The sequence below is a fragment of the Paractinoplanes toevensis genome (assembly GCF_018332695.1).
GTDB classification, from domain to species: domain Bacteria; phylum Actinomycetota; class Actinomycetes; order Mycobacteriales; family Micromonosporaceae; genus Actinoplanes; species Actinoplanes toevensis.
Map to the genome: position 1 here is coordinate 50,901 of NZ_BOQN01000048.1, position 15,922 is coordinate 66,822.

The window sequence follows — 15,922 nt, forward strand, 5'->3', positions numbered from 1 at the left end:
CGACTATCGACCGTGGTCATTGTTTTACCGAGCGCCAGCGAAAGTCAACGGCTAGTTCTCGGAAACCTGCCGAAACTATCGGACCCAGATCACTATCCCGGTGAGCTTGTTCAGCACCGCCGCGGCCCCCGCGCGGATCGCGTCGGCGCAGCGCTCGGCGGTGAAGGACGCAGCATCGTAGGTCGAGGACATACCCAGGCCCTCGCCCCGGAACGACGCGCCCGACCAGTCGACCGCGGTGACGTTCGCGGTCGGCTCGGCCACTTCCGCGCCGACCACCAGGAACTGCTGCGACAGGTGGTTCGCGGTGACGATCGCGAGCGGGTCGATCAGGTCGTTGCCGGCGCTGACGATCAGATCCGCGTTCATGCCCAGAGCCTTGGTGATGCTCGGGATCGGGTCGTGCGCCGGTGCCGTGACGGTGCGCAGTTCGGCGTCCTCCGCCTCGGCCCACTCCTGGACCGCGCCGACCAGCGCTCTGGTCGGCGCGTCGTCGCCCGAGGTGAGCAGCACGACCCGGTAACCCTTCGGCGGATGCACCTCGTCCCATGAACCGGGGCTCGGCGTGATGGTGGCCTCCGGCGAGGGGGACGCCGACGGGTCGACGAAGCCCGGCCCGAGGGTGCCGACCGGGGTCGGGGTCGGCTGCGGCGCGGCCCAGCCCTTCTGCGAGGCGCAGCCGGTGGTCAGGGTGGCGGCCGCGGCCAGGGCCACGGCGGCCTTGATCAGGGTGCGCAAGGGTCTCCTCCTTCGGTGCGGCTCCTTCTTATCCCAGGTGGGGCCCGGGTTGGGTGGTCGGAACTTGATCTTGGCTGGTTGTTTTCCGGGGTTCTCCGACTGGCCGGATCCTGTTCACCCGGAACAGGGACCGTGCACTCGCAAACCCTCGAAGGAGTCTCATGTCCCGCCCCGTTCGCGCGACCGTCCTGGCGGTCGTCGCCACGGCGATCGCACTGCTGAGTGCCGGTCCGGCGTTCGCGCACGGATTTTCGTCCACCGTTTACGTCGACGTCTCCGCACATGCGGGACAGGTGCGGACGGCGCTCGAACTCGAGTACGACCTGTTCGTCGTCTCCGCCGCGGACGCCGCCAAGGAGGACTCGCTGTTCCAGGACGGCACCGCCGCCTTCGACGACGGCGACCCGGTCGCGCAGGCGGCGGCGCTGGAGAAGCACTCCGATGCCGCTCTCGCCTATGTCCGGGCCCGTTTCTCGGTGCGGGACTGCACCCCCACCAAGGTCGGGGCATTCACCATGGGGCAGCGCGAGGGCGTGCCCTACACCGACCTGACGCTGGACTGGGATTGCCCCCGGTCGGACGCGCACGAGGTGCGCAGCGGCCTCTTCGGAGACGACGAGGGCTTCGTCAAAGGCGTGAAAACCATCGTTACCTACGATTTGGACGGCCGGACCGGCAGCGCCGCACTCGACGCCGGCCAGCCGTCGTTCTCCACCGCCCAGACCTGGTACCAGCGGTTTTGGGAGTTCTTCCGGCTCGGCGCCGAACACCTGCTCACCGGCATCGACCACATCCTGTTCCTGCTGGCGCTGATCGCCGGCTCGCGGCGGCTGCGCGAGATCGTGCTGGCCGCCACCAGCTTCACCCTGGCCCATTCGGTGACGTTCATGCTCGCCGCCCTCGGCGTGGTCGACGTGCCCGGCGCGGTCGTCGAGCCGATCATCGCGCTGTCCATCGCCGTGGTCGCCGGCTGGTACCTGTTCCGCGTCTGGCGGCGCGGCGACCACGCCACCGACCTGTCGGTGAACGGCGGCCACTTCGCCCTGGACCGGGCCGGCTGGACCCGGCTCGCCGTCGTGTTCTGCTTCGGACTCGTGCACGGGCTCGGCTTCGCCGGCGCGCTCGGCATCGACGAGGCGTGGTCCTGGACCCTGCTCTGGTCGCTGCTGGTGTTCAACGTGGGCATCGAGGTCGTCCAGCTCACCATCATCGCGCTCGTCTTCCCGCTGCTGATGCTGCTGCGCCGCCGATCACCACGGGCCGGTCTCTGGGTCACCGGCGGGGTCTCCGCCGGGGTCTCGCTGATGGGCCTCATCTGGTTTGTCCAACGCGTCGCCGGTCTTTCGTGAAGATCCATCACCGCGAACGCCGCCATTCACGCCGGGTTCATGGCGCACCGCCAACTTGATCAAGCTTCACGCAACTCTCATCAGGGAAAAGGGGAAACAACACCGATGAGAACGAGCAACTCGGCATCGGCCCTCGGGCCGGTGCGACGCCGCGTGGTCGCCTCGACCGTCGCCGCGTTCCTCGGCCTCGGCGTGGCCTTCGGCAGCGGCCTGGCCGCTCCCGCCTTCGCCGCCGACTCGGCCACGCTCTCCGGCATCATCCTCGGCGTCGGCTCCAACGAGACCCAGCGCATCGTGACCTGGTACTCGTCGGCCGACACGGCGCAGCAGGTGCAGCTCGCCCCGACCAGCTCGCTGGTCGACGGCGCGTTCCCGGCCTCGGCCGTCACGTTCGCCGCCTCCGGCGCCGCCAACATCGCCACCAGCGGCGGCTTCAACCGCCACGCCACCCTCACCGGCCTCAAGGAGAACACCGGGTACTCGTACCGGGTGGGCTTCGAGGGCAACTGGTCCTCGGCGTACGCGTTCAAGACGCAGTCCTTCGAGGGCGACTACGACTTCCTGTTCTACGGCGACCCGCAGATCGGCTCCTCCGGCAACCTCGCCAAGGACCAGGCCGGCTGGGTCGACACGGTGAACGTCTCGCTCGCCGCCAACCCGAACGCCGAGATCCTGGTGTCCGGCGGCGACCAGGTCGAGACCGCCAACACCGAGGCCCAGTGGGACTCGTTCCTCGCGCCTACCCAGCTCAAGTCCTACCCGTGGGCCGCCACCATCGGTAACCACGACGTCGGCGGCAAGGCGTACGAGCAGCACCTGTACACGCCGAACACCGACCGGTCGGGTGCGTACTACTCCAACGGCACGCCGTCGTCGAACACCTCCGGTGGCGACTACTGGTACATCTACAAGGACACCCTGTTCATCGACCTGAACAGCAACAGCTACGCGACCGCGCAGGGTGGCGGCGGCGACGCGGCCCACCTGGCCTACGTCACCGACGTGATCAACCAGCACGGCACCGAGGCCAAGTGGAAGGTGCTCGTCTACCACCACGCGATCTACTCGCCGGCCGACCACGCCAAGGACGCCGACAACAAGATCCGTCGCGTGGACTTCTCGCAGAAGTTCTCGGACCTGGGCGTGGACCTGGTTCTGCAGGGCCACGACCACAGCTACTCGCGTAGCTACCTGATCAAGAACGGTGCCAAGGCGGACGCCACCGAGCAGCCCGGTGCGGCCGACGTCTACCCGGGCCCGGGCGGCGTGCTCTACGTGACCGCGAACTCGGCCTCGGGTTCGAAGTACTACGACATCACGCAGCCCGACAACAGCGGCACCAGCGGCGCCGGCAACGGTGCCGACCCGCTCGACGCCGGTAAGTACTGGTACAACTCGGTGCAGAACCAGGAGCACGTCCGGTCGTACGTCAAGGTCGAGGTCCGCAACGACAAGCTGGTCGTCCAGGACCTCCGCTCCGGCACCTGCGCGGCGCCGAACGCGGCCGTCGAGCTGGCCAAGTCGCCGTGCACCGAGACCGGCCAGGCGGTCGGCTCGATCGTCGACAAGGTCACCGTGCACCCGTACCACGGCTCGGGCCAGGACATCCAGGTCAACGTGCCGAACGCCGCCCCCGGCGAGTTCGGCTGGACGATCGACGGCTACAACGGCCTGGTCGACCTGGGCACCGCGGTGGACCACAACGGTGACTACTTCGAGGCCACCGGTTCGATCAACCCGATCGCGGTGTCGGACAGCCGCCGGTCCCTCGCACCCTGGTCGATCTCGGCCGGCGTGAGTGACTTCAAGGACGGCGCCAAGACCTTCTCCGGTTCGTACCTGGGCTGGACCCCGAAGGTCGTGACCGCCGGTGCCGGCGCCAAGGCCGGAGCCGCGGTCGGCTCCGCCTACGACGGCGGTGGCCAGGGTCTGTCGGTCTCCCGCGGCCTCGGCTCGGCGGACCAGGGCCACGCCCGCGGTACCGCCAAGCTCGGCGCCGACCTGGACCTCAAGATCCCGGGCAGCGTCGACAAGGGCAACTACCGCGCCACCCTCACCATCACCGCACTGAGCAGCTGAGTTCTACCCCCAGGTGGGGCGGGCGCATCGGCGCCCGCCCCACCACCCTTCGGAGGAATCAATGCGCAAGATCGTCGCCGCCCTGCTCGCGACCCTCGTGTCCGCCCTGTTCGCCGCGCCCGCCCACGCCGAGGGCGGCGATGTCACCTGGACGGTGCGGACCGCCGCCAACAGCTACGGCGACGACCGGACCAGCTACAGCTACGCGATCAACCCCGGCGGCACGATCAAGGACGCCATGGTCGTGGCCAACCGCGGCAAGGCCCCGCTGAACCTCGCCGTCTACACGGCCGACGGCTACACCACCGATTCCGGCCAGCTCGACCTGCGCAACCGGGACGTCAAGGCGGTCGCCGTCGGCACCTGGGCCCGGCCGGCCGGCGCGACCATCACCGTGCCGCCCGGCAAGACCGTCGAGGTGCCGTTCACCGTGACGCTGCCGGACAACGCCACCCCCGGCGACTACGTCGGCGGCATCGTCACCTCGCTGACCCAGCCCAGCAGCACCGAGACCATCAACGTGGAACGCCGCCTGGGCATCCGGATCAAGCTGCGGGTCGGCGGCGACCTCAAACCGGCCCTCTCGATCGAGAACCTGTCGGTCGACTGGCACGGCTCGGTCAACCCGTTCGCCAAGGGTGACGCCGCGGTCAGCTACACCATCCACAACACCGGCAACGCCACCCTCTCGGCCACCCAGGCCCTGCGGGTCGAGGGCCCGTTCGGGATGTTCCGCACCGACGCCGCGAAGATCGCCGCCCCGCCCGAGCTGCTGCCCGGCGAAAGCTGGAAGGTGAGCGTCCCGGTGCACGCCGTGGCCGCCGCCTTCGACCTGGTCGCCACCGCCACCGTCACCCCGGTCGCCACCGACGCCTCCGGCAGCACCTCGGCGCTGCCGGCGATCCACGCGGATACGCATTTCCGGGCCGTCTCCTGGACGCTGCTGCTACTGATCGCCCTGATCGTCGCCGCCGCCTTGATCGTCCGGCGAAACCGGGCCCGCCGCAGTGCCCGCGAGGACGACCGGGTGCAGAAGGCCGTGGCCGACGCCCTCCGTGAGAAGGCCGACACGACGGCCTAACTCAGATCGCCACCGGCCGGGCCGATCGGAGGCAGGTGATCCTGCCGCGCGTCCTCGCCGTCCTGGTCGCCGGTGTGCTCATGCAGTTGCTGTTGCCGCACCTGTCGGACCGGGCCGGCATCGTGGTGGTCAGCGTCCCGATCGGGGCGGCGGGCTTCTACGCGACCGCCGGGTTCGCCCGGTGGGCCCGCTCGGAGCGCGGCCGGCTGCGGGCGGGCTGGCTGCTCGGCGCCGTCGCGGCGTCCGTCTTCGGCATCGCGTACCTCGGCTACATCGCCGCCGCGACGCTGGACAGCCCGCCGAAGAGCGCCGCCGACGGCCTGTCGCTGATAGCGGCCGGCCTGGCCATGGTGGCGCTGGTGCTGGCCTCGCCCAAACTGCCGGACCGATCCGCCCGACTCGCCCTGGCCCTCGACGTCACCGCGGTATCCGGCGCCCTGTACGCCCTGGCCTGGCAGTTGATCCTGGACGGCGCCCAGGAGCACCTGGCCGCCGGCACGTTCCTGATGTTCACCATGGTGATCGCGGTCGAGTCGGTCGGCGCGGCGCTGGCCCTGGTGCTCATGTCGAGAAGCACCCCCACCCCCGACGGTTACGCCCTGCGCCTGCTCGCCGCCGGCCTGGGGACCTTCGCGCTGACCGCGGGCGTCGCGGTGCACAACGACGTACTCGATCTGCCCTGGTACCGCACCGGCGCGGGCGGCGGCTACCTGATCGCCGCCCTGCTCATCGCGGTGGCCAGCCGTACCGTCCTGCCCGTCGGCGACAAATCCGGCGAACGCGTCTTCGCCGGCATCTGGCCGGCCCTGCCCTACATACCCGTCGTGCTGGCCCTCGCCGAGGTGCTCCGGGCGTACGTGCAAACCGGCACCCTCACTCCCGTACTGATCTGGTTCCTGCTGGCCGTGGTGACCGTGGCCATGCTCCGCCAACTGCTCATGCTCTCCACCATCCGCAGTCTGATCGGCACCCTCCGCCACCAGGCCCACCACGACGCCCTGACCGGCCTGCCGAACCGGGCCGCCTTCTACGACCTGGCCACCGCGAAACTGGCCACCGCCGAACACCACACCGCCGTCCTGCTGCTCGACCTGGACGGCTTCAAAGAGGTCAACGACACGATGGGCCACGCGGCCGGCGATGCCCTACTGATCGAGGTCGGCCACCGCCTGCGAGCCGCGCTGCGCGCTGCCGACACCCCGGCCCGGCTGGGCGGCGACGAAATTCGTGGCCTTCCTGCCCGCCCTGGCCGACCCGCGGGAGGCCGACGAGGTGGCCCGCCGCCTGCTGCACGACATCGCCGAGCCCGTCGTCGTAGCCGGCCGGGAGCTGCGCATCAAGGCGAGCGCCGGGATAGCCGGTTGCCAGGGCCCCGGCCACGATCTGGAACGCCTGCTGCTGGACGCCGACCTGTCCCTGTACGAGGCGAAAAACGCCGGCAAGGGCACCTTCCGCCGAGCCGGCCGCACCCTCACACCATCGGGTGGGTGACCGCTTCGCCGAACCCGGCGCCCTGGTGCACGATTGGCGTGCTGCCCGCACTAGGCAGCACGGGGGACCGCTGGAGGACTTGCCGTGACGGTGCCGTTCGCGGTGACCAGGGAGGCCGGCAACGACGGCGTTGCCCGTCTGCGCATAACCGGCCGAGTGGACAACAACGTCTGTGACACGCTGACCGCCCTGATGATCAACGCGATAGAAGAGGACGACGTCCAGGAGCTGGAAGTAGACCTGACCGACGCCCAGTTCCTGTCGATAGCGGGCCTGCGGTGCCTGCTGGACGCCCGAAGCACCGCCCTGCGCCGAGGCCGAGGCTTCCGCCTGAAAAACCCGACAGCGTTGGTGACCCAGGTCCTGCACGTAACCGGCTTCGCCGAACTACTGGACCCTGCCAACCCCGCGTAGTAGCCGCACGTTCGTGCGGTTTCAACGCCCAGCCGGTCCTGGAGAGCTCGGCGGGCGCCAAGACCCGCACGTTCGTGCGGTTGGCACGGGGGACACCGAAATGCCTGATCTCAACCCGAGCAGTGCCTTTGCCGACGCGGTGCGACTACGCCGACGGCAACGCGGCCAGGGGCAGGGCAAACTGGCCGACCTTTGCTGACATGTCGGAGCGATTCGTCTACGCACTGGAGCACGGCAAAACATCTGTTCAGCTGAACAAGATTCGATGACAGCATCGCTGGACGACAGCCTTGAAGAGCTCCTCCAGTGGGCGCCGGCGAGGCTTCGCTCGGATGATGCGTGAATTGAATTCCCAATTAGTCGCAGACGCCGTGGCTTACGGCGTATCCGTACTGCGCACGATGGCGCTTCCGTGCGAGAACAACCACTCAACACGGATGAGCTTGGGTCACGGCCACAAGCGGACCAGCGGAGGCAGTAGGCGGACGCCGCTCGCAGTCGGGGCCAGGGCGGAGCCCGGCGGGGATCCGGGGGCGGAGCCCCTCGGCGTGGGGTCTGGGGCTCGGGCCCCAGGAGAAATAGCACGACCTCCCGGTTCGCGCTTCTCAGCGAACAGGGAGGTCCCAAGGTCGTGCCCCCGGCAGGATTCGAACCTGCGCTTTCGCCTCCGGAGGGCGACGCTCTATCCCCTGAGCTACGGGGGCTCAAGTGAGACTGAGCCTAGCAGGGCCCCGGCGGGCCCTGCCAACCGGGTTATGACGCCTGGACCTTCTTCAGGAGGTCGTCGATCAGGGCTATCTCGTTCTGCTGGGACTTCACCATGGTGCCGGCCAGCCAGGTCACGTCGTCGTTGTCGGAGAGCTTGACCGCTTCCTGAGCCATGTGGATGCCGCCCAGGTGGTGCTGGCGCATCAGGGTCAGGTATTGCGTGTCGAGGTCTTTGCCGGTGGCCTTGCGCAGGGCAGTGAGCTGCTCGGGGGTGGCCATGCCGGGCATCAGGCCGTTGACCACCGAGCCCTCGGAGTCGGGCATCCAGGCCATCGGCTGCTCGGAGCTGGTCGGGCTGAGGTGCCAGTCGCGCAGCCAGGCCTGCATGTAGCCGATCTGGCCGTGCTGGGTCAGCGCGATGTCGTTGGCCAGGTAGACGATCTGGGGGTCGGCCGACTTCTCGTGGGCGATCATCGACATCTCCACCGCTTGGGCGTGGTGGGTCGACATGTCGCGGAGGAAGCCGGCCTCGACCGAGTTGTCGCCGGGGGTGCGCAGGTGCGGCACCACGACGCCGATGCCGACGCCGAGCACGGTGCCGACCAGCAGGGCGGCGATGACCAGAAGCAGGGTGCGACGGCTGCGCGTGGGGCGGTTGCCGTTCACGGATGCGGCGGCCTCGGCCACCGCATCCGAGTCGGTGGAGACGGTCATCAGCTGCCTGTCATGCCCGTGCCGGTGGCGGCCGCGGTGACCGGGCCGGTGGTGGTGTTGCCGCCCGAGCAGGAGATGCCGGGCTCGAGGGCGGCCACGACGCGGGTGTCCTTGATGAACTCGTCGATGCGCGCGTCGTTGACGTCGTCGGTCTTCAGCTGGAAGCCCCACACCTGGACGGACACGTTCTTGTCGAGGCCGGCGTACGGCGACATGAACGTGTAGTCCTTGCCTTCCATCTTCTTCTGGAGGATGGCGACCTGGTCGGCGGCGAGGCCCTGCTTGTAGGTGATCCAGACGGCACCGTGCTCCAGGCTGTGCACCGCGTGCTCGTTGGCGATGGGTGCGTCGTACACGTCGCCGTTGCAGTTCTGCGGGGTGGCGTTGTGTGCGCCGCCGACCGGCGGGCTGGTCACGTAGGTGAGCGTGCCGTCCTTGTGGCTCTGGTCGTCGATCGCCGCGTTCTTCTGGGCGCGGTAGTTGACCACGCCGGCGATGTCGGAGGCCTTGTCTTCCCAGCTGCGGGAGCCCTTGACGACGCTGTATACGCCGAAGCCGACGATGCCGAGGGCGATGACCGCGACCAGGCCGATCACTGCGATCGGGCCCCAGGGGCGGCCACCGCTGACCTTGACCGGGGTGACGGGCTTGCGGCCCTTGCCGCCCTTCGCGCCGGGCTTGGCCGCACCGGGTTTGGCGGCACCGGGCTTCGCCGCCGGCTTGGACGCGGGGGGCTTGCCCTGGCCGGACGTCTTGCCGACCTTGACGCTGGACGGGACCCGTTCGGGACCCGGCGTACTCATGCTCATCGTGCCTCGTCGATTCGTTAAAAGCGGAAGGGCGGGGCTCGGGCTGCCGCCGAGGGCGAAAGTCTACCCCCGATAACATGGTTCGGTGACTCCCGCCAACCTTGCTGCCACTGTTCTCTCAGCTGCTCGTGCCGTGTTCGAGACCCGGGGCCTCGACACGTCCCTGCTGCCCGGGACGACGACGATGGAGCGACCCCGCAATCCCGAGCACGGCGACTACGCCTCCACGCTCGCCCTGCAGCTGGGCAAGAAGACCGGGGTGGCGCCGCGTGAGCTGGCCGCCGCGCTGGCCGAGGAGCTGGGCCGGCAGCCGGGCATCAAGTCGGTCGAGATCGCCGGTCCGGGCTTCCTGAACATCCGGCTCGACGCGGCCGCGGCCGGCGTGCTGGCCCGCGACATCGTTCTCGCCGGTGCGGATTACGGACAATCCGCCACGTTGCGCGATGAGCGGATCAATCTGGAGTTCGTCTCGGCCAACCCGACCGGCCCGGTGCACATCGGCGGGGTGCGGTGGGCCGCGGTCGGCGACGCACTCTCCCGGCTGCTGCGCACGGCCGGCGCGACGGTCGGCACGGAGTACTACTTCAACGACGCCGGTTCGCAGATCGACCGGTTCGCCAAGTCGCTGTACGCGAGTGCGAAGGGTGAGCCCGCCCCCGAGGACGGCTACGGCGGTGCATACATCGCCGAGATCGCCGCCGCGGTGCTGGCCGAAGCGCCCGACGTACTGAATGAGCCCGAAGACGCGGCGATCGAGACCTTCCGGCGGGTCGGCGTCGACCTGATGTTCGCCGAGATCAAGCAGTCGCTGACCGAGTTCGGCGTGCACTTCGACACGTACTTCAACGAGAAGGACCTGCACAACCGGGGTGAGCTGCAGGAAGCCCTGGACCGGCTGCGCGAGCAGGGGCACATCTTCGAGGCCGACGGCGCGACCTGGCTGCGCACCACCGAGTTCGGCGACGACAAGGATCGGGTGCTGCGCAAGTCCGACGGCGACTGGACCTATTTCGCCGCCGACTGCGCCTACTACCTGGATAAGCGCAAGCGTGGCTTCGACCGGATCGTGATCATGCTGGGCGCCGACCACCACGGCTACATCGGCCGGATGAAGGCGATGTCCGCGTGTTTCGGTGACGACCCGGCGAAGAACCTGGAGATCCTGATCGGCCAGCTGGTCAACCTGGTCCGGGACGGCGAGCCGGTTCGGATGAGCAAGCGGGCCGGCACGGTGGTGACGCTGGAGGACTTCGTCGACGCGCTGGGCGTGGACGCCACCCGGTACGCCCTGGCCCGCTATTCGTCGGACTCGCCGATCAACCTGGACATCGCGGTCTGGACCAAGGCCGGCAACGACAACCCGGTCTACTACGTGCAGTACGTCGCGGCCCGCACCGCGAACGTGGCCCGGAACGCGGCCGACGTCGGCCTGACCCGCGGTGAGCCGGCCGGCTTCCACCCCGAGCTGCTCAGCCACGAGAAGGAGAACGACCTGCTCAAGGCGCTGGGCGAATACCCGGCGGTGGTGGCCCGGGCGGCCGAGCTGCGCGAGCCGCACCACGTGGCGCGCTACCTGGAGGAGGTCGCCGGGGCGTACCACCGGTTCTACGACAAGTGCCGGGTGCTACCGCTGGGCGACGAGCCGATCACCGACCTCCAGCGAGCCCGGCTCTGGCTGAACGACGCCACCCGTACGGTGATCGCTAACGGTTTGGCCCTGCTCGGGGTCTCGGCCCCCGAAAGGATGTAGGGCATGCGAGCTCATGAGGCCGGCGCGCTGCACGGCGACCTGGGATCCCGGGGGCCCGCCTGGTTGCGTACGCCCGAGGACGTCAATGCCCTCGTGCCGCAGCTGTGGCCACGCACCGTAAGCCGCACCGAGGCCGGGTCTTTGCAGGTCGGCGGGGTCGGCATCGCCGACCTGGTGGCCGAGCACGGCACCCCGGCCTACTTCCTCGACGAGGACGACCTGCGGGCGCGGTGCCAGGAGTTCGCGGCGTCGTTCGGCGACGCGGACGTCTATTACGCGGGCAAGTCGTTCCTCTGCAAGGCGGTCGTCAAGATCGTCCACGAGGAGGGGCTGTTCCTGGACGTCTGCACCGGCGGCGAGCTGGCGGTGGCGCTGGCGGCCGGCTTCCCGGCCGAGAAGATCGGTTTCCACGGCAACAACAAGTCACCGCGGGAGCTGGAGCGGGCGCTCGACGCGGGCGTGGGCCGCATCGTTGTCGACTCATTCGACGAAATAGCGCGCTTGACCGACTTGTCGGAAAAGAAGAACAAAAGGCCAAAGGTTCTCGTACGCGTAACAGTCGGTGTCGAGGCTCACACGCACGAGTTCATCGCGACCGCCCACGAGGACCAGAAGTTCGGGTTCTCACTGGCCGGCGGGGCGGCGTTCGCGGCCGCGGCCCGGATCATCGACGACGGCGTGCTCGACCTGCGCGGCCTGCACTCGCACATCGGTTCGCAGATCTTCGACACCAGCGGTTTCGAGGTCGCCGCCCGCCGCGTGCTGGAGCTGCAGGCGCAGATCCGGGACGCCCGCGGCGTGGAGCTGGAGGAACTCGACCTCGGCGGTGGCTTCGGCATCGCGTACACCACGCAGGACGACCCGCAGGCCGCCGGCGACCTCGCCAAGCGGATCAACAAGATCGTCGAGTCCGAGTGCGAGCTGGCCAACCTGCGCAAGCCGAAGCTCTCGATCGAGCCGGGCCGGGCGATCGTCGGCCCGGCCGTGTTCACGCTGTACGAGGTGGGCACGGTCAAGGACGTCGACGGCATCCGCACCTACGTGAGCGTCGACGGCGGGATGAGCGACAACATCCGCACCGCGCTGTACGACGCTTCCTACTCGGCCACCATGGCCAACCGGGCGAGTTCCGCCGAGCCGATGCTGGCCCGCGTCGTGGGAAAGCATTGTGAAAGCGGGGACATCGTCGTGAAGGATGAATTCCTGCCCGCTGACGTGCAGCCCGGAGATCTTATTGCGGTGCCGGGAACCGGTGCCTACTGCCGGAGCATGGCCAGCAACTACAACCACGTGCCTCGGCCTCCGGTGGTGGCGGTGCGCGACGGCGCCTCCCGCGTGATCGTGCGCCGGGAGACCGAGGACGACCTGCTCGCATTGGATGTTGGATGAGCTCTGTGAAACCGGTCCGCCTGGCCCTGCTGGGGTGCGGGACCGTCGGTTCCGAAGTTGTCCGCCTGCTGCACGAGCAGGCGGGTGACCTGACGGCCCGGATCGGCGCGCCGCTGGAGATCGTCGGCGTGGCCGTGCGCCGGCTCGGCCGCGAGCGGGGCGAGTTGCCGATCGACTCGAGCCTGTTCACCACCGACGCGCTCGGCCTGATCAAGCGGGACGACGTCGACGTGGTGGTCGAGGTGGTCGGCGGCATCGAGCCCGCCCGCACCTGGCTGGTCGAGTCGCTGCGGGCCGGCAAGAGCGTGGTCACCGCTAACAAGGCGCTGCTGGCCGAGGACGGCGCGGCGCTGCACGACGCGGCCGCCGAGGGCGGTGCCGACCTCTACTACGAGGCGTCGGTGGCCGGTGCCATCCCGCTGCTGCGCCCGCTGCGCGAGTCGCTGCACGGCGACCGCGTCACCAAGGTGACCGGCATCGTGAACGGCACCACCAACTTCATCCTCTCGTCGATGGACTCCACCGGCGCCGGCTTCAGTGAGGCCCTCGAGGAGGCCACCGAGCTAGGTTATGCCGAGGCCGACCCGACCGCCGACGTGGAGGGCTTCGACGCCGCGGCCAAGGCGGCCATCCTCGCCTCGCTGGCGTTCCACTCCCGGGTCACCGCGGCCGACGTGTTCCGCGAGGGCATGACCGGGGTGACCGCCGGCGACATGGCCAGCGCCAAGGAGATGGGCTGCACGATCAAGCTGCTCTGCATCGCCGAGCGCGGGCCCGACTCGGCCGGCACCGACTCGATCAGCGTGCGGGTGCACCCGGCGATGATCCCGCGCAGCCACCCGCTGGCCGGCGTCGGCGACGCGTTCAACGCGGTGTTCGTCGAGGCCGAGGCGGCCGGTCAACTGATGTTCTACGGCCGGGGCGCGGGCGGCACGCCGACCGCGAGCGCGGTGCTCGGCGACATCGTCGCGGCGGCCCGCAACCGGCTCGCCGGTTTCCGGGCGCCGAGCGAGAGCAACTACGCCGACCTGCCGGTTCGCCCGATCGGCGAGGCCGTCACCCGCTACCACATCAACCTCGACGTCGATGACAAGCCGGGTGTGCTGGCCGCGGTGGCCGGCGTCTTCGCCAAGCACGAGGTGTCCATCGCCACGGTCCGCCAGTCGGGCCGCGAGGAGGACGCCAAACTGGTCATCGTGACCCACGGTGCCCCGGACGCCAACCTGGCCGCTACGGTCGACGCACTGTCGCAATTGGACATCGTCCGATCCATCGCGAGCGTGTTGCGCGTCGAGGGAGGGGTCTGAGCCGTGCTCGACCACGTGGGTTTCCAATGTTCCGACCTGGCCGCGAGTGCGGCCTTCTACGACGCCGTGCTGGCGCCGCTCGGCGTCAGCCGGCTGGTGGATTTCAAGGTCGCCCTGGGGTACGGCGTGGGCGACCACGCCGACTTCTGGATCAGTGAGTTCAGCGAGGGCGAGGGCTTCCGCGAGTCGCACATCGCGTTCGCGGCGGCCGACCGCGCCCAGGTCGACGCGTTCCACCGGGCGGCCGTGGCGAGCGGCGCCGAGGTGCTGCACGAACCGCGGATCCACGAGGAATACCACGAGAACTACTACGGCGTGTTTGTCCGCGATCCGGACGGCAACAACGTCGAGGCCGTGAGCCACCGACCCGAGTGATGAAATACGGGTCCGAGGATGTGCTGGGAAAATGAGTTAAGGAGTCGACCATGTATCGGGGACTGATCGAGCGTTACCGGGACCGTCTGCCGGTCACCGACGCCACCCCGGTGGTCACACTGCACGAGGGCAACACGCCGCTCGTGCCCGCTCCCGTGCTGTCCCAGCGGGTCGGCGCCGACGTCTACCTCAAGGTCGAGGGGGCCAACCCGACCGGCTCGTTCAAGGACCGCGGCATGACCATGGCCGTCTCCAAGGCGGTCGAGGAGGGTTCGAAGGCGATCATCTGCGCCTCCACCGGCAACACGAGCGCGTCCGCCGCGGCGTACGCGGCCCGGGCCGGGCTCACCTGCGCGGTGCTGGTGCCGCAGGGCAAGATCGCGCTGGGCAAGCTGGCCCAGGCACTCGTGCACGGCGCCAAGCTGTTGCAGGTCAACGGCAACTTCGACGACTGCCTCGCGCTCGCCGCGAAGCTGTCGCAGGACTTCCCGGTCTCGCTGGTCAACTCGGTGAACATCTTCCGCCTGCACGGGCAGAAGACGGCGTCCTTCGAGATCGTCGAGGCGCTCGGCGACGCGCCGGACATCCACTGCCTGCCGGTCGGCAACGCCGGCAACATCTCGGCGTACTGGATGGGTTACCTCGAGGACAAAGACGCCGGGAACGCTACGAAACTCCCGAAGATGTACGGCTTCCAGGCGTCCGGCGCCGCCCCGATCGTCAACGGCAAGGTCGTCCCGGAACCGTCGACGATCGCCACCGCCATCCGGATCGGCAACCCGGCGAGCTGGACCAAGGCGCTGGATGCCCGGGAGGCGTCGGGCGGCCTGATCGAGGCGGTCACCGACCGGGAGATCCTCTCCGCCTACCGTCTGCTGGCCCGCGAGGTCGGCGTCTTCGTCGAGCTGGCCAGCGCGGCCAGCGTCGCCGGCCTGATCCAGCAGGCCCAGGCCGGCAAGGTGCCGGCCGGTTCGCGTGTGGTCTGCACAGTCACCGGGCACGGCCTCAAGGACCCGGAGTGGGCCATCTCCACCGCGCCGTCGCCCACCACGATCCAGAACGACGTCCTGATCGCCGCGCGGGAGCTAGGACTCGCCTGAGCCGGCCTCTTCCTCGGCCGCCTTCACCAGCAGCAGGGACGCCTGGGCGACCAGGTCGAGTTCCTCGGCTGAGAGGCGGCTGAGGAGGGCGCGCATCTTCGCCTCCCCGGCGTTCATGATGCTGCCGATGAGCTCGCCGCCCCTCCTCGTGAGCCCGATCCGGCGGACCCGCCGATCGTGCAGGTCCTCGGTGCGTGCCACCAGGTCCTGCTGCACGAGTCGATCGACCATGCCGCTGAGCGCGGCCAGGCCGACGTCGAGCATCCCGGCCAGCTCACCGCCCGATACATTGCCGTGCCGGGCGAGCAGCATGAGGATTTTGAACTGGGACAGCGTGAGGTGGGACGAGAACAACGGATCGGAGCGGTCGTACGCGAACAACTGCTGGAGCCGCTGCTGCGTGCCCATAATGTCCGCGATGAGCTGTTCGTTACCGGACAATGCCGACCTTTCTCTGTGACGCGCTGATGGCCGACGCGAGCCCCCGTCCAACCGCCCCACCGCCGCCCTTAAGCGGTCTAAAGGCTCAGTACTTCCGGGACGGACGCTACCAGCGGACCCCGGCGGAAAATCATTTGTTCGCGTCAGGCAAACTATTCGTACAGGCCGAACTTTAGC

The 15,922-nt window shown here is 69.1% G+C and carries 14 protein-coding genes and 1 tRNA gene; 10 read left to right on the forward strand and 5 right to left on the reverse strand.

Annotated elements, in window-relative coordinates; all coding sequences use genetic code 11:
* Positions 1-75 precede the first annotated feature (75 nt).
* Positions 76-738, reverse strand: coding sequence for a type 1 periplasmic-binding domain-containing protein (locus Ato02nite_RS16230; RefSeq protein ID WP_213007360.1), 663 nt, complete (start codon positions 736-738; stop codon positions 76-78).
* 161 nt (positions 739-899) lie between these two features.
* Here Ato02nite_RS16230 and Ato02nite_RS16235 point away from each other — a divergent pair, with 161 nt between their 5' ends.
* The 5 genes from Ato02nite_RS16235 (at position 900) to Ato02nite_RS16255 (ending at position 7,152) form a co-directional block, all read left to right on the forward strand.
* The gene (locus tag Ato02nite_RS16235) at positions 900-2,087 is read left to right on the forward strand and encodes a HupE/UreJ family protein (RefSeq protein WP_213007361.1); all 1,188 of its coding nucleotides are present in this window, start codon (positions 900-902) and stop codon (positions 2,085-2,087) included.
* A 105-nt stretch (positions 2,088-2,192) separates the two neighbouring features.
* Positions 2,193-4,166, forward strand: a complete 1,974-nt coding sequence (locus Ato02nite_RS16240; protein ID WP_213007362.1) for a purple acid phosphatase family protein — start codon at positions 2,193-2,195, stop codon at positions 4,164-4,166.
* Between the two features lie 61 nt (positions 4,167-4,227).
* Positions 4,228-5,247, forward strand: a complete 1,020-nt coding sequence (locus tag Ato02nite_RS16245; protein ID WP_213007363.1) for a WxL protein peptidoglycan domain-containing protein — start codon at positions 4,228-4,230, stop codon at positions 5,245-5,247.
* 35 nt (positions 5,248-5,282) lie between these two features.
* Positions 5,283-6,914, forward strand: coding sequence for a GGDEF domain-containing protein (locus tag Ato02nite_RS53270; protein ID WP_213007364.1), 1,632 nt, complete (start codon positions 5,283-5,285; stop codon positions 6,912-6,914).
* Positions 6,895-7,152 (forward strand): STAS domain-containing protein, encoded by a 258-nt coding sequence (locus Ato02nite_RS16255; protein WP_213007365.1) that lies wholly within the window; start codon positions 6,895-6,897, stop codon positions 7,150-7,152. Before Ato02nite_RS53270 ends, Ato02nite_RS16255 begins: the two co-directional genes overlap by 20 nt.
* Before the next feature lie 632 nt (positions 7,153-7,784).
* Here the strand turns inward: Ato02nite_RS16255 and Ato02nite_RS16260 are convergent.
* From Ato02nite_RS16260 to Ato02nite_RS16270, 3 genes are all read right to left on the reverse strand, one after another.
* Positions 7,785-7,856, reverse strand: a tRNA-Arg gene (locus Ato02nite_RS16260).
* A 49-nt stretch (positions 7,857-7,905) separates the two neighbouring features.
* Positions 7,906-8,574, reverse strand: coding sequence for a DUF305 domain-containing protein (locus tag Ato02nite_RS16265; RefSeq protein ID WP_213007366.1), 669 nt, complete (start codon positions 8,572-8,574; stop codon positions 7,906-7,908).
* Entirely contained in the window at positions 8,574-9,383 is an 810-nt protein-coding gene (locus Ato02nite_RS16270) for a thioredoxin-like domain-containing protein (RefSeq protein WP_246607044.1), read from the reverse strand. Before Ato02nite_RS16270 ends, Ato02nite_RS16265 begins: the two co-directional genes overlap by 1 nt.
* A gap of 85 nt (positions 9,384-9,468) precedes the next feature.
* Between Ato02nite_RS16270 and argS the strand changes: the two genes are divergently transcribed.
* The 5 genes from argS to thrC are packed head-to-tail and all read left to right on the forward strand — an operon-like array spanning position 9,469 to position 15,304.
* Entirely contained in the window at positions 9,469-11,133 is a 1,665-nt protein-coding gene (argS, locus tag Ato02nite_RS16275; protein ID WP_213007367.1) for an arginine--tRNA ligase, read from the forward strand.
* A 3-nt stretch (positions 11,134-11,136) separates the two neighbouring features.
* Positions 11,137-12,522, forward strand: a complete 1,386-nt coding sequence (gene lysA, locus Ato02nite_RS16280; protein ID WP_213007368.1) for a diaminopimelate decarboxylase — start codon at positions 11,137-11,139, stop codon at positions 12,520-12,522.
* A complete protein-coding gene (locus Ato02nite_RS16285; protein WP_213007369.1) occupies positions 12,519-13,829 on the forward strand; it encodes a homoserine dehydrogenase in 1,311 nt (436 codons plus the stop codon). The genes lysA and Ato02nite_RS16285 overlap by 4 nt, the downstream gene beginning before the upstream one ends.
* A gap of 3 nt (positions 13,830-13,832) precedes the next feature.
* Positions 13,833-14,204 carry a VOC family protein gene (locus Ato02nite_RS16290; protein WP_203801101.1) on the forward strand — a complete coding sequence of 124 codons (372 nt, stop codon included), beginning with the start codon at positions 13,833-13,835 and terminating at the stop codon, positions 14,202-14,204.
* Positions 14,205-14,254: 50 nt separating this feature from the next.
* The gene (thrC, locus tag Ato02nite_RS16295; protein ID WP_213007370.1) at positions 14,255-15,304 is read left to right on the forward strand and encodes a threonine synthase; all 1,050 of its coding nucleotides are present in this window, start codon (positions 14,255-14,257) and stop codon (positions 15,302-15,304) included.
* On the opposite strand, the gene Ato02nite_RS16300 is transcribed toward thrC, so the two are convergent.
* Positions 15,290-15,712, reverse strand: a complete 423-nt coding sequence (locus tag Ato02nite_RS16300) for a MarR family transcriptional regulator (protein ID WP_246607047.1) — start codon at positions 15,710-15,712, stop codon at positions 15,290-15,292. The two genes, thrC and Ato02nite_RS16300, sit on opposite strands and share 15 nt — an antisense overlap.
* Positions 15,713-15,922: the final 210 nt, after the last annotated feature.

Coding starts and splice junctions, on each gene's coding strand:
- Ato02nite_RS16285 (WP_213007369.1), top strand. CDS start 12,519: ATGAGCTCTGTGAAACCGGTCCGCCTGGCCCTGCTGGGGTGCGGGACC.
- lysA (WP_213007368.1), top strand. CDS start 11,137: ATGCGAGCTCATGAGGCCGGCGCGCTGCACGGCGACCTGGGATCCCGG.
- thrC (WP_213007370.1), top strand. CDS start 14,255: ATGTATCGGGGACTGATCGAGCGTTACCGGGACCGTCTGCCGGTCACC.
- Ato02nite_RS16235 (WP_213007361.1), top strand. CDS start 900: ATGTCCCGCCCCGTTCGCGCGACCGTCCTGGCGGTCGTCGCCACGGCG.
- Ato02nite_RS16300 (WP_246607047.1), bottom strand. CDS start 15,712: ATGGGCACGCAGCAGCGGCTCCAGCAGTTGTTCGCGTACGACCGCTCC.
- Ato02nite_RS16270 (WP_246607044.1), bottom strand. CDS start 9,383: ATGAGCATGAGTACGCCGGGTCCCGAACGGGTCCCGTCCAGCGTCAAG.
- Ato02nite_RS16265 (WP_213007366.1), bottom strand. CDS start 8,574: ATGACCGTCTCCACCGACTCGGATGCGGTGGCCGAGGCCGCCGCATCC.
- Ato02nite_RS16245 (WP_213007363.1), top strand. CDS start 4,228: ATGCGCAAGATCGTCGCCGCCCTGCTCGCGACCCTCGTGTCCGCCCTG.
- Ato02nite_RS16240 (WP_213007362.1), top strand. CDS start 2,193: ATGAGAACGAGCAACTCGGCATCGGCCCTCGGGCCGGTGCGACGCCGC.